Raw genomic sequence first — 11,305 nt, 5'->3', positions numbered from 1 at the left:
CACGATGGGGTAGGAGCCCGCGCCGGTGACCGTGCGGATATCCAGCTTGGTGTGCAGTTCGCGTAGCTTGGCGCCGTCGGTGTCGACGACGGTAATGTCGTTTTCCTCGCGGGCAAGGTGCTCCGCCAGGGTGCCGCCGACCTGGCCGGCGCCGAGAATGATGATTTTCATCGCTAAGCATCGGTTCCGTTATGAGCGCCAGCGTTTTATCAGCACGCGGTGTGCGCTGCAACAAAGACGGCGGCCAGTGTAAACCAGCCGCCGTCGAAAAGCAGGTGACGATTACTCCAGCGTGAAGCCGACCTTGATCGTGACCTGCCAGTGGGCAACACGCCCATCTTCGATGTGACCCCGCGTATCGGTCACTTCCAGCCAACGCATGTTGTGCACGCTTTCGGACGCTTTGGCCAACGCGTTCTGAACGGCTTCCTCAATACCTTTTTCGGAAGAGCCGGTAAGTTCGATGTGCTTGTAGGTGTGATGACTCATGTGTTCTCCATCCTTGTCATGAATTCACTGCCTAATGCCCCTGAGGCCAGGCGCTTGCCTTAGGCAGTCTGCTTCTCCAGTCTGGCATAAAAAAAGCCATCGTGACTGTTTTGTGCGGGAAACAGTTGCCTGCCCGGCCCGCTGGGCTCGCCCCAGGCCACATCGTTCGGCGTGGTGGCCCGGGCGTCGGGGGTGCGGGCCAGGAAGGCCTCGATCTGGCCGCTGTTCTCTTCCGGCAACACCGAGCAGGTGGCGTAGAGCAGCGTACCGCCGGGGCGGAGCAGCGGCCACAGGTTGTCGAGCAGGCGCTGCTGCAGGCTGGCCAACTGACGAATGTCCTCTTTGCGGCGCAGGGCCTTGATGTCCGGATGGCGGCGAATCACGCCCGTGCCGGAGCAGGGGGCATCCAGCAAAATGGCATCGAACGGCGTCCCGCTCCACCAGTCGCGGGTGGTCGCATCTGCATGTTTCAGCTCTGCAGCGAGCCCCAGCCGAGCGAGGGTGTCATCGACACGGGCCAGGCGCTGATTGTCGCTGTCCAGCGCTGTCAGGGCGATATCGAACTGCTCCAGCAAATGGGCCGTCTTGCCGCCCGGGGCGCAGCAGGCATCCAGCACATGGGCGCCGGGCCTGGGCGCCAGGGCCGGGCCCAGCAGAGCCGCCGACAGCTGGGCGGCTTCGTCCTGCACGCTGACGTGCCCCTGGGCAAAGCCGGGCAGTACGGTCACGTCGCAGGGGGTGTGCAGCGTAATGCCGTCCGGGGCGTGCAGGCACAGCTCGCCGCCCAACCCCTGCTCGGTGAGTCGCGTGAGGTAGGCTTCACGGTCGTTGTGACGCTGGTTGACGCGCAGCGTCATCGGGCCGGGCTCGTTGTTGGCCTGGGCGATGGCCCGCCACTGATCGGGCCAGGCGCTGCGCAGCTTGCCCAGCAGCCACTGGGGGTGCTCCAGGGCGACGCTTTCATCACGGTCCACCTCGGCCTGCAGCGCGTCGGCTTCGCGCTGCAGGCGTCGCAGGCAGCCATTGAGCACTCGTGTCGCCCACTCCTTGTCCAGCAGGCGGGCGGCTCCGGCGGTTTCGCCCACGGCGGCGTGGGCCGGGGTACGCATGTAGAGCAGTTGATAAATACCGATCAGGAGCAGGGCCTGAACGTCGGCGTCGCGCTTCTTGAACGGCTGCTTCAGCAGGCGTTGGGCCAGCGCCTGAAGGCGCGGCAAGCGGCGGCAGGTGCCATAGCACAGCTCCTTGAGCAGCGCGCGGTCCCTGGCCACTACGCTGTGCTCGTCCAGCCCCGCCAGGGAGCCCTTGTCGGTGAGGATCGGCACCAGGCTTCTGGCCGCCGCCGCACGCACGTCCAGTCCGCTCCCCGTGGGTGTGCGCGGTAGGTTCATTGGGCGACTCCTTCCAGTGGCTGGGTTCCTTCCAGCGACTGGCCCAGGCAACGGCCCACGGTCAACGGCGTTTGGCGAGCGTTCAACAAGTCACGGACGGCCATGGCCTTGCCGCCGGGCAGTTGCGCACGGCTGACGCACAAGACCTCCTGGCCCTGCACACCGCAGGCAATGCGCAGGTGCTCTTCACCGTGCGCCAGCAGTGTGCCTGGTGGGCAGGCGGGCTGCTCGCCGGGCTCGACGCTGGCCATCAGCAGGCGCAGGCGGTCGCTGCCCAGCGCGCACCAGGCTACGGGCCAGGGGTTGAAGGCGCGAATCTTGCGCGCCAGCTGCTCGGCGGGCTGAGAGAAGTCCAGTTCGGCCTCGGCCTTGCTGAGTTTGGCTGCGTAGGTGACGCCTTCGTCGGGCTGGGCGGTGGCTTGAAGGCTGCCGTTGTCGAGGTTGTCCAGCACGTGGATCAGCGCATTGGCCCCTTGAATGGCCAGGCGGTCGTGCAGGTCGCCGCCCGTGGTGCGCGGCGTGATCGGGGTGCGCACTTCGTGCAGCATGGCGCCGGTATCCAGGCCCGCATCCATCTGCATGATGGTGACGCCCGAGGCGCTGTCGCCCGCTTCGATGGCGCGCTGAATGGGCGCCGCGCCGCGCCAGCGGGGAAGCAGCGAGGCGTGTACGTTGATGCAGCCCAGGCGCGGCGTATCCAGCACTGCCTGGGGGAGCAGCAGCCCGTAGGCCACCACGACCATCACATCGGCGTTCAGGGCCGCCAGCTCGGCCTGGGCCTCGGCGTCTTTCAGGCTGACGGGTTGATACACCGGCAGCTCTTGGGCTTGAGCCAGCTGTTTGACCGGGCTGGGAGTGAGTTTACGTCCCCGACCGGCAGGGCGGTCGGGCTGGGTGTAGACCGCCACCACTTCGTGTTCGCTGTCGAGAAGGGCAGCAAGGCTGGAGGCGGCGAAGTCTGGCGTGCCAGCAAAAACAACGCGTAACGGTGACATGGTGGAGAGCCCTTGAGTGAAAAGAGAAAGTGCTGCCGATGAAACGCAGGAGGGCCGAGAGGCAGCGTTGTCGTCACAGGTAAGCTTGTGGGGCAACGTTGTCAGCTCGGCCCAGGGCCAGATGACGCAACCGGGGTCAGGCGTCGTTCATCTGCTTGTAGCGTTTCTGCATTTTTTTCATGACCCGGTCGCGCTTGAGCGGGGACAGATAATCCACGAACAGCACGCCTTCCAGGTGATCGTACTCATGCTGAATGCAGTGGGCCAGCAAGCCGTCGGCTTCCAGCTCGTAGGGCTCGCCGTGGCGGTCCAGCGCCGTCAGCTTGACCTTCAGGTAGCGCGGTACTTCGGCGTAATACTCAGGAATCGACAGGCAGCCTTCCGACAGCGGCTCGCGCTCTTCGCCGATAGGCTCATAGCGCGGGTTGATCATCACCAGCGGCTGGGAGTTGTCGTCGCTGACATCCATGACCACCACCCGGCGGTGCACGTCGACTTGCGTGGCGGCCAGGCCGATGCCACGGGCGTCGTACATGGTCTCCAGCATGTCATCCACGAGCTGGCGGACCTCGTCGTCCACGGTTTCCACCGCGACCGCCTTGGTGCGCAGGCGCTCGTCAGGAAATACGAGAATAGGAAGTTTGGCCATGGCGTTATCGTCACCGTTTATGCAGAGTCTTGAAGATGAGCAGGCGCCGCGCTGTGTCGGCGGGCCTAAGTGCTTTATATTGACCACTATATCATGCCATAAGCGTTCCTGGGCACGCGCCGCGCCGTGGCGCCCCCGCAACTGCTTCAAACAATCACCAGGGGATAACGAGGGGAGAACGGATGGTGGCTAGGATGGTAGCTGGAAAGCCGTTTTATCACAGCGTGTTGGGAGTGCTGCTGGCCTGGCTGGCGCTGAGCCCGGCAGCGCAGGCCTGGGAGCGGCTGCGCAGCGATGCACCCGAGCGCTACGAAGTGGTCGCCGGGGATACGCTATGGGATATCTCCGCACGCTACCTGCGCTCCCCCTGGCAGTGGCCCGCACTATGGCAAGCCAACCCGCAGATTCGCAACCCGCATCTCATCTACCCAGGCGACGTACTGGTACTGGGCGATTGCCAGGGTCAGCCGTGCCTGACGCTGGAGCGTGGCCAAGGCGTGGTTCGGCTATCGCCACAAATGCGCAGCGTTCCCGAGCGGGAAGCGATCACGCCCATTCCCATGGACGTGGTGCGCTCTTTCTTGCGCGATCACCGGGTGGTCGAGCCGGGTGAGGATGTTCAGGAGCTGGCCTATGTGGTGGGTGGCGACAACCAGCGGCTGATCAGCGGTGCCGGGGATACGCTCTATGTGCGTGGCGAGCTGCCTGCCCGCCAGCGGCTGGGGATCTATCGCCCCGGCGAGCCTTATCTGGCGGCGGACGGCACCCTGCTGGGCGACGAGTTGATCAGTATCGGCGAAGCGCTGCGCATCAGCAGTGAAGGCGATATTTCACGTGTCGAAGTGCTGAGTGCCAATCAGGAAGTGCGCAACAACGACATCCTGCTGCCGCTGGAAGATATTCCGGTCAGCGAGGCCTTTACTCCCAGGGCGCCGCTGAACCAGGTGGCTGGGCGGATCGTGGCTGTGCCCGGCGGCGTTCGCTTCATTGGCCGGTTGCAGGTCGTGGCGTTGGATGTGGGCACCCAGGATGGCCTGCAGCCCGGCCATGTCTTGCGTGTCGATCAGCAAGGCGAAGTGGTCAACGACCCGCGCACCCAGGAGCTGATTCAGCTGCCCGCCACCGAGGCGGGACTCGTGATGATCTTCAAACCCTACAGTCACATGAGCTATGCGCTGGTCATGCAGGCTTCCAATGTGTTGGCCGTGGGTGACGTGGTGAGAACTCCCCAGCACTAGTTTTCGTACTCAGCCTGGTTTTCGTACATGGCCTGGCTTTCGTACATAACCTGTTAGGCCGCAGGTGTACTCGAACGATGAAAAGGAGGTGGCGATGGACGCCAGGGAGTGGCTGGTAATCAATGCATTGCCCGGCATGGGCGCAGCCCGTATTGCACGGCTGGTGGCCCGCTCGCCCCAGTGGCCACAGGGCTGGCTGGCGGCGCTGCCCAGTGCGGCGGCCAATGCCCTCAGGTTATGGCTGGCGCAGCCTCAGCGCAGCCCGCTTCAGCAGGTGGTGGAAGAGACCGAGGCGTGGCTGGGCAAGGCGCCCCATCGTCATCTACTGCACCGCGACCACCCGGCCTGGCCTGCCTTGCTGAACCAATTGCCGGACCCGCCCGTGGTGCTGTGGGCACAAGGGGATTTGCAGGCGCTGGAGGGCCCGGGCCTGGCCATGGTAGGTACCCGCAAACCGACCGCCGAAGGCAGTGGCCATGCCCAGGCGTTTGCCCGTGAGCTGGCCAGCCGTGGCTGGTGCATCGTCAGCGGGATGGCGCTGGGCGTCGATGGCGTTGCCCAGCGCGCCGCGCTGGCCGCCGGAGGGCATTCGATCGCCGTGCTGGGGTGTGGGGTGGACGTCATTTATCCGGCGCGCCACCGCGAGCTGCACGAGCAGCTGAGCACCCAGCCCGGTGGGCTGCTGCTTTCCGAACACCCGCCGGGCACCGTGGCGCGTCCGGCCTTTTTTCCACGCCGCAACCGCATCGTCACGGGGCTTTCGTTGGGAACCCTAGTGGTCGAAGCCACCGAGAAAAGCGGCTCGCTGGTGAGTGCCCGGCTGGCGCTGGAGCAGGGGCGAGAGCTGTTTGCCCTGCCGGGGTCGCTGCATAACGTTCAAGCCCGTGGTTGCCTGCAGCTGTTGCGCAATGGCGCGACGCTGGTGCGCCACGTGGAGGACATTCTGGCCGAGCTTCAGCATTGGGCACCGCATTATTGGCCGATGCTCACGCCCTCGGAGGCAGCCCCTGCCGAGAAGGCCTCGCCTGCGGCCCCCACGCCGATGTCGCCAACGCCCTCTGCCCAGACAGACTCTGCCCAGACAGAGCCGCCTGACCGCCTGCTGCACGCGCTGGGGCCTTCCCCCACGCCCATCGACTGGCTGGTGCAGAGCACGGGGCTGTCGGTCAGTGAGTGTCAGCAGCGGCTATTGATGCTGGAGCTGGAAGGGCAGGTGGCCCAGCGTGCGGGTGGCTGGGTTCGGCTGACGGCAGCATGGTAAGATGGCGCTTTCTCGATCTGATGGTTCGATAGCCAGTAGGAGCGTCCATGAAAACGGCGGTTGACGTGAAAGCAGCGGTGCAGGCGCTACGGGAAGGGGGAGTGATTGCCTGCCCTACCGAAGCCGTTTGGGGGTTGAGCTGTGATCCGGACAATGACGAGGCGCTGGCGCACCTGATGCGCATGAAAGAGCGTGACCCGGCCAAGGGCGTCATTCTGGTGGCGGCCAGTATTCAACAGTTCCAGCCCTGGCTGAGCCAGCTACCCCTGGCGCTGCATGCGCCGCTGGCCGCCAGTTGGCCTGGCCCCAATACGTGGCTGGTGCCCGATAATGGCCGTAGCCATGGCCTCGTGCGCGGCGCTCACCAGAGCGTGGCCCTGCGCGTGACCGACCACCCGCTGATGAAAGCGCTCTGTGAAGCCTTTGGCGGGCCGCTGGTGTCCACCTCGGCCAATCGAGCCGGTGACCCACCCGCCATGAGCGCCGACGAGGTCGTCACCATTTTTGGCGAGGAAGTCGCGGCCATCGTGGCCGGAGAGCTGGGAGGCAATGCCAAGCCCAGCACCATCAGAGACCTGCTGACCGGCAAGGTGATGCGCGCTTGAGTCACTAGTGCCCCGACATCATCGCTTCGTCATCATCGGTTCATGACTTACGATTCACGATTCATCTCACCAGGAGCTACCGTGGCCCACGAACACCTCGACGACGTCAAACACTACCTTCTGGATCTGCAGGATCGGCTGTGCGCCGGTTTGAGCGCCGCCGATGGCCAGGCCACATTCAGGGAGGATAGCTGGCAGCGTGAAGAGGGCGGCGGTGGTCGCTCACGGGTCATGACCGATGGGCGGGTGTTCGAAAAGGGCGGCGTCAATTTCTCGCATGTTTTTGGTGCTCAGTTGCCCCCGTCGGCCACGGCCGCCCGCCCGGAGCTGGCTGGGCGCAGTTTCCATGCGGTGGGGGTTTCCTGGGTCATGCATCCTGAAAATCCGCATATCCCCACCAGCCACGGCAATGTGCGCTTTTTCATTGCCGAGAAGGAGGGCGAGCCGCCGGTCTGGTGGTTTGGCGGCGGTTTCGATCTCACGCCCTACTACCCTGTATTCGAGGATGTGGTGCACTGGCATCGCGTGGCGCGTGATGCCTGCGCTCCGTTTGGGGAAGGGGTGTACGAGCGTTACAAGGCGTGGTGCGATGACTATTTCTACCTCAAGCACCGGGAAGAGACCCGAGGCGTGGGCGGGCTGTTTTTCGACGACCTCAACGAAGGCAGCTTCGAGGAGTGCTTTGCCTTTCAGCGCGCCGTGGGGGACAGCTTCCTGGCGGCGTACCTGCCCATCGTCGAGCGTCGTCAGGCCGATGCCTGGGGCGAGCAGGAGCGCGACTTCCAGCTCTATCGTCGTGGCCGCTACGTGGAGTTCAACCTGGTATGGGACCGGGGCACCCTGTTTGGCCTGCAAAGCGGTGGGCGCACGGAGTCGATTCTGATGTCCATGCCACCCCTTGCGCGCTGGGAGTATGACTTCACGCCTGCCCAGGGCAGCCGCGAAGCGCAACTGCACGATTACCTGGTGCCGCGTGACTGGCTGGGTGAAGCGGGCCAGTCCCCGCAGCCTCAGGCCCAGCCTCAATCGCAACGCCAGCCCAGTGGAGAGGCCTCATGAGCGACCGTTACTGCGTGTTCGGCAACCCCATCGAGCACTCCAAGTCTCCGATGATTCACGCTGAGTTTGCCCGCCAGACCGAGCAGGCCATGGAGTACGTCGCGCAGCTGGCACCTACCGACGGCTTCGCCCGTGCCTGGCAGGCCTTCGTGGCGGCGGGCGGGCGCGGTGCCAATGTGACCGTGCCTTTCAAAGGCGATGCTTTTGCGCTGTGCGACACGCTCAGCCACCGGGCCAAACGCGCGCAGGCCGTCAATACGCTGATCGTCGGCGGCAATGGCCGTACCTATGGCGACACCACGGATGGGGTCGGGCTGGTACGTGACCTTGCCTATCAGGGCGTGACGTTGAAGGGTAAACGCCTGCTGGTGCTGGGCGCTGGCGGTGCCGTGCGGGGCGTGTTGGAGCCGCTGCTGGCGGAAAAGCCCGCCTGCCTGCAGGTGGCCAACCGGACGGCCGAAAAAGCCACTCAGCTGGCCGCTGCGTTCGCTGACCTGGGGCCGATCAGCGGCAGCGGTTACGCGGCCATCGAGGGGCCGTTCGATCTGGTGATCAACGGCACCAGTGCCAGCCTCTCTGGCGCGCTGCCGCCGCTGCCAGATGCCCTGTTCAGCGAGGGTGCCTGGGCCTACGACATGATGTACGGGGCCGAGCCCACGGTCTTTCTGCGCTGGGCCGAGGCGCAGGGCGCACAGCCGCTGGACGGCCTGGGGATGCTGGTCGAGCAGGCCGCCGAGTCGTTCTTCCTGTGGCGCAACGTGCGCCCCGAGACGTCTCAGGTGCGCACGCGGCTTCGACAGTCATTGACGGGCGGCTAGCGGGGTTTGGTGTAGAACCCCACCATGCACATCACCAGCCCCACCACGGAGAGCAGCATGCCTCCGTTCACCAGCAAGGGAGAGCGCTCCAGCCAGGAGACGAACGGCTGGGGCGTCTCGCGGCAGGCGCTTTCCAGGTAGTTCCAGTAGCCCCCTTCGAGATGGCAGGCGCGTACGTCGCCCAGTTCCCAGAAATAGACGCTCAGCAGCACCAGAATCGGCAGTACCAGCAGCAGTAAACCCAGTCGGATCATCTAAACCTCAATGTCAGGAGCGTATATCAGGGGCGTGGGCAGTTGGGCGTGCGGCCGCTTTGGCGAGCTTCTTCGAAGCTGGCCATGGCGGGCTCCATGTTTGCCTGCAGGCCCTGAATGCGCTGCCCCTGGCTTGGGTGCGTCGACATCCAGGCGGGGGGCGCGCCACCGCTGGACGCGGCCTGCATGTTTTCCCACAAAGTCACGCTTTCGCGGGGATCGAAGCCTGCCTGTGCCATCAGCTGCAGGCCGATGACGTCGGCTTCGCTTTCATGGCGGCGAGAGAAGGGCAGCGAAATGCCGTACTCGGCGCCCATGCCCAGCACGCCCATCAACTGCTGGCCCGCCGGGGTTTGCATGCCGGAGGCGCTGGAAATGACCGACAGGCCAAGCGAAGTGGCGCTTTGGGTCGAGGCGCGCTCGTTGGCATGGCGTGCCAGCACGTGGCCGATCTCGTGGCCGACGACCGATGCCAACTGATCCTGGTTGGTGGCCACGTTCAGCATGCCGGTATTGACGCCCATGTAGCCCCCGGGGAGGGCGAAGGCGTTGGGCTGCTCGGACTCGAACACGCGAATTTGCCAATCCAGATTACGCTGTTCGCCGGGCAGAATGTCGACGATGGCGTTGGTGATGCACTGGACATAGCGATGGCTCGCCTGGTTGGCCGTAGGCACGTCGCGCTGGTACTGCGCGAACGCCTGCTGGCCCATCTGATTGAGCTGGTCTTCCGAGAGCAGCAACAGCTGCGAACGGCCGGTGGGGGACGTGGAGCAGGCAGCCAGAGAGGCGCACAAAGCGGTGACGGCAAAGGGTCGAAGCCAGCGCATAGACGGTTTCCTAATAGACGAGAAGGGATCCTTGCACACAAGATAACCACTGACAGCGGTAAATCAACTCTTATCATAACCTACTCTGAGGGCCACCATGGATGCGCAATTAAGCCAGCGCTTGACGCAGCTACTCGATCACATCGACCACTGGTTGCCGCCAGTGCCCACCCCGGTGAACTGGCAGACCCATGTGGCGGCCATTTGGCAGCGCCACCCGCTGGGCGGCCAACTGGTGCCGGTGCCGCCCCGAGATGGCATGACGCTGGACGACCTGCTGGGCATCGAGAGGCAGAAACTGGCATTGGTCGATAACACCCGCGCCTTTCTGCAGGGGCTGCCCGCCAACCATGCCTTGCTGTGGGGCTCTCGCGGCAGCGGCAAGTCGTCGGTGGTGCGTGCGCTGCTCAACTCTCTGGCCAGTGAAGGGTTACGCCTGATCCAGGTCGACCGCCATGATTTGGCGAGCCTGCCACGGCTGGTCGAGCAGTTGCGCCATCAGCCCCACCGCTTCGTGGTGTACTGCGATGACCTGTCGTTCGAAGGCAACGATGATGCCTACAAGGCGCTGAAAAGCGTGCTGGACGGCGCCTTGACCGGCCCTCCCGAGAACGTGCTGCTGTATGCCACTTCCAACCGCCGACACTTGCTGCCGGAGTCGATGGAGGATAATCAGGGAAGCCGCTTGGTAGGCGAAGAGCTGCACCATGGTGACGCCGTGGAGGAGAAGATCTCGCTGTCAGACCGTTTCGGGCTGTGGCTGGGCTTTCACCCGTTCAACCAGGCAACCTACCTGGAGGTCTGTGAGCACTGGGTCAACCGCACGGGTAGCGGTAACGACTGGGACGATGGCGCGCGGGCGGAAGCCGTGCGTTTTGCCACCCTGCGCGGTGGGCGCAGCGGCCGAACGGCGTGGCAGTTTGCGGCCCAGTACGTGGGCCGCAAGCGGCTGCAAGAGGAGCGTCAGCGCGCCGATCAGCGCTGAGGAATCAGCTGCCCATCGGCGCCGACGTTCAAGCGGATGGTCGGCGTCAGCAGGCCTGACGGCAGCGTCATGCCCAGGCCGCGCAGATCCCCAGGGGTGATGGCCAGCTCGCTACCGGGGGGCAGCTCACCCTGGCTTGCCAACTGGCTGGCCAGCTCGATCATGGGCGTCATGCGCTGGGTGTCGGTGGCCAGAATATCGAACGCCACCGGCAGGCGCAGGTTGGCGTCGTCGCCTGGGGTGAGGGTCACGTCCTGTTGATACTGCCCCTGCACGGGGTCGACGCCCGGCATGTCCAGCGTCCAGCGAAACCCGGACATTTCAACGGCAGGCATGCCTGCCGGTAGCCCCAGGCCCATGGCCAGGGTGGCCTGCACGGGCAGGCTGCCAGCGCCCAGGCTCGAAGCCAGCAGGCGAGTCATGTCGCTGGTATCCAGGCCGGCATTCACGCTGTATGGCCCGATGCGTACCTCTTCGACTCCCAGAGAAGTAACGGCCAGCCGGAAGGCAAACAGGCCGGTTTGTGGCAGCGCAAGGCAGCCGGTCAGTAGAGCAGCGAGCAGCAGCAGAATCAGGCTGCGGCCACGGCGAAGGGCATGGTGCATGTGTTTCCCCCAGAGAAAGGGCAAAAGGTCAGTGTAGCGGATGCTCGAAAGCGCCGCTATTTGAGGGCCACCGCCCATGGCTGTCAAGCGGATTCGTTGGCACCGAGCGTCGCGCTGGTCGCAAAT

General features: G+C 64.8%; 14 protein-coding genes. 6 read left to right on the top strand and 8 right to left on the bottom strand.

Going from position 1 to position 11,305, the window contains the following annotated elements:
* The 5 genes from FEU76_RS09345 to def form a co-directional block, all read right to left on the bottom strand.
* The coding region (locus FEU76_RS09345; RefSeq protein WP_186299120.1) for an NAD-binding protein at window positions 1-171 on the bottom strand (171 nt) is incomplete at its 3' end.
* Window positions 172-282: 111 nt separating this feature from the next.
* Window positions 283-489, bottom strand: coding sequence for a dodecin (locus FEU76_RS09340; protein WP_016914940.1), 207 nt, complete (start codon window positions 487-489; stop codon window positions 283-285).
* Between the two features lie 59 nt (window positions 490-548).
* The gene (gene rsmB, locus FEU76_RS09335) at window positions 549-1,880 is read right to left on the bottom strand and encodes a 16S rRNA (cytosine(967)-C(5))-methyltransferase RsmB (protein ID WP_016914939.1); all 1,332 of its coding nucleotides are present in this window, start codon (window positions 1,878-1,880) and stop codon (window positions 549-551) included.
* A complete protein-coding gene (fmt, locus tag FEU76_RS09330; protein WP_144982394.1) occupies window positions 1,877-2,875 on the bottom strand; it encodes a methionyl-tRNA formyltransferase in 999 nt (332 codons plus the stop codon). The genes rsmB and fmt overlap by 4 nt, the downstream gene beginning before the upstream one ends.
* 136 nt (window positions 2,876-3,011) lie before the next feature.
* Window positions 3,012-3,524, bottom strand: a complete 513-nt coding sequence (gene def / locus FEU76_RS09325; RefSeq protein WP_081136606.1) for a peptide deformylase — start codon at window positions 3,522-3,524, stop codon at window positions 3,012-3,014.
* A gap of 194 nt (window positions 3,525-3,718) precedes the next feature.
* On the opposite strand from def, the gene FEU76_RS09320 reads away from it, so the two are divergent.
* From FEU76_RS09320 to aroE, 5 genes are all read left to right on the top strand, one after another.
* The gene (locus tag FEU76_RS09320; RefSeq protein WP_144982391.1) at window positions 3,719-4,762 is read left to right on the top strand and encodes a LysM peptidoglycan-binding domain-containing protein; all 1,044 of its coding nucleotides are present in this window, start codon (window positions 3,719-3,721) and stop codon (window positions 4,760-4,762) included.
* 94 nt (window positions 4,763-4,856) lie between these two features.
* On the top strand, window positions 4,857-6,023 hold the full coding sequence (dprA, locus tag FEU76_RS09315; protein WP_144982388.1) for a DNA-processing protein DprA: 1,167 nt from the start codon (window positions 4,857-4,859) through the stop codon (window positions 6,021-6,023).
* A gap of 47 nt (window positions 6,024-6,070) precedes the next feature.
* Window positions 6,071-6,628 (top strand): L-threonylcarbamoyladenylate synthase, encoded by a 558-nt coding sequence (locus FEU76_RS09310; protein WP_039180357.1) that lies wholly within the window; start codon window positions 6,071-6,073, stop codon window positions 6,626-6,628.
* A gap of 81 nt (window positions 6,629-6,709) precedes the next feature.
* Window positions 6,710-7,687 (top strand): oxygen-dependent coproporphyrinogen oxidase, encoded by a 978-nt coding sequence (gene hemF / locus FEU76_RS09305; protein ID WP_039180355.1) that lies wholly within the window; start codon window positions 6,710-6,712, stop codon window positions 7,685-7,687.
* Window positions 7,684-8,505 (top strand): shikimate dehydrogenase, encoded by an 822-nt coding sequence (gene aroE, locus FEU76_RS09300; RefSeq protein WP_144982385.1) that lies wholly within the window; start codon window positions 7,684-7,686, stop codon window positions 8,503-8,505. The genes hemF and aroE overlap by 4 nt, the downstream gene beginning before the upstream one ends.
* On the opposite strand, the gene FEU76_RS09295 is transcribed toward aroE, so the two are convergent.
* Both FEU76_RS09295 and FEU76_RS09290 read right to left on the bottom strand, forming a co-directional pair.
* The gene (locus FEU76_RS09295; RefSeq protein ID WP_016914931.1) at window positions 8,502-8,759 is read right to left on the bottom strand and encodes a hypothetical protein; all 258 of its coding nucleotides are present in this window, start codon (window positions 8,757-8,759) and stop codon (window positions 8,502-8,504) included. The two genes, aroE and FEU76_RS09295, sit on opposite strands and share 4 nt — an antisense overlap.
* A 26-nt stretch (window positions 8,760-8,785) precedes the next feature.
* The gene (locus FEU76_RS09290; protein WP_039180348.1) at window positions 8,786-9,589 is read right to left on the bottom strand and encodes a M48 family metallopeptidase; all 804 of its coding nucleotides are present in this window, start codon (window positions 9,587-9,589) and stop codon (window positions 8,786-8,788) included.
* A gap of 97 nt (window positions 9,590-9,686) precedes the next feature.
* Here FEU76_RS09290 and FEU76_RS09285 point away from each other — a divergent pair, with 97 nt between their 5' ends.
* Window positions 9,687-10,574, top strand: a complete 888-nt coding sequence (locus FEU76_RS09285) for an ATP-binding protein (protein WP_039180345.1) — start codon at window positions 9,687-9,689, stop codon at window positions 10,572-10,574.
* Here the strand turns inward: FEU76_RS09285 and FEU76_RS09280 are convergent.
* A complete protein-coding gene (locus FEU76_RS09280) occupies window positions 10,565-11,179 on the bottom strand; it encodes a hypothetical protein (RefSeq protein WP_039180342.1) in 615 nt (204 codons plus the stop codon). The genes FEU76_RS09285 and FEU76_RS09280 overlap by 10 nt on opposite strands.
* Window positions 11,180-11,305: the final 126 nt, after the last annotated feature.

It is taken from the genome of Halomonas sp. C22, assembly GCF_007655045.1.
Classification (GTDB): Bacteria; Pseudomonadota; Gammaproteobacteria; order Pseudomonadales; family Halomonadaceae; genus Vreelandella; species Vreelandella hamiltonii.
This window is presented reverse-complemented; position numbering and strand designations above follow the sequence as displayed.

What these genes read in the sequence shown, in the direction of transcription:
- FEU76_RS09340 (WP_016914940.1), bottom strand. Translation starts at nt 489, where the DNA reads ATGAGTCATCACACCTACAAGCACATCGAACTTACCGGCTCTTCCGAA.
- rsmB (WP_016914939.1), bottom strand. Translation starts at nt 1,880, where the DNA reads ATGAACCTACCGCGCACACCCACGGGGAGCGGACTGGACGTGCGTGCG.
- fmt (WP_144982394.1), bottom strand. Translation starts at nt 2,875, where the DNA reads ATGTCACCGTTACGCGTTGTTTTTGCTGGCACGCCAGACTTCGCCGCC.
- def (WP_081136606.1), bottom strand. Translation starts at nt 3,524, where the DNA reads ATGGCCAAACTTCCTATTCTCGTATTTCCTGACGAGCGCCTGCGCACC.
- FEU76_RS09320 (WP_144982391.1), top strand. Translation starts at nt 3,719, where the DNA reads ATGGTAGCTGGAAAGCCGTTTTATCACAGCGTGTTGGGAGTGCTGCTG.
- dprA (WP_144982388.1), top strand. Translation starts at nt 4,857, where the DNA reads ATGGACGCCAGGGAGTGGCTGGTAATCAATGCATTGCCCGGCATGGGC.
- FEU76_RS09310 (WP_039180357.1), top strand. Translation starts at nt 6,071, where the DNA reads ATGAAAACGGCGGTTGACGTGAAAGCAGCGGTGCAGGCGCTACGGGAA.
- aroE (WP_144982385.1), top strand. Translation starts at nt 7,684, where the DNA reads ATGAGCGACCGTTACTGCGTGTTCGGCAACCCCATCGAGCACTCCAAG.
- FEU76_RS09295 (WP_016914931.1), bottom strand. Translation starts at nt 8,759, where the DNA reads ATGATCCGACTGGGTTTACTGCTGCTGGTACTGCCGATTCTGGTGCTG.
- FEU76_RS09290 (WP_039180348.1), bottom strand. Translation starts at nt 9,589, where the DNA reads ATGCGCTGGCTTCGACCCTTTGCCGTCACCGCTTTGTGCGCCTCTCTG.
- FEU76_RS09285 (WP_039180345.1), top strand. Translation starts at nt 9,687, where the DNA reads ATGGATGCGCAATTAAGCCAGCGCTTGACGCAGCTACTCGATCACATC.
- FEU76_RS09280 (WP_039180342.1), bottom strand. Translation starts at nt 11,179, where the DNA reads ATGCACCATGCCCTTCGCCGTGGCCGCAGCCTGATTCTGCTGCTGCTC.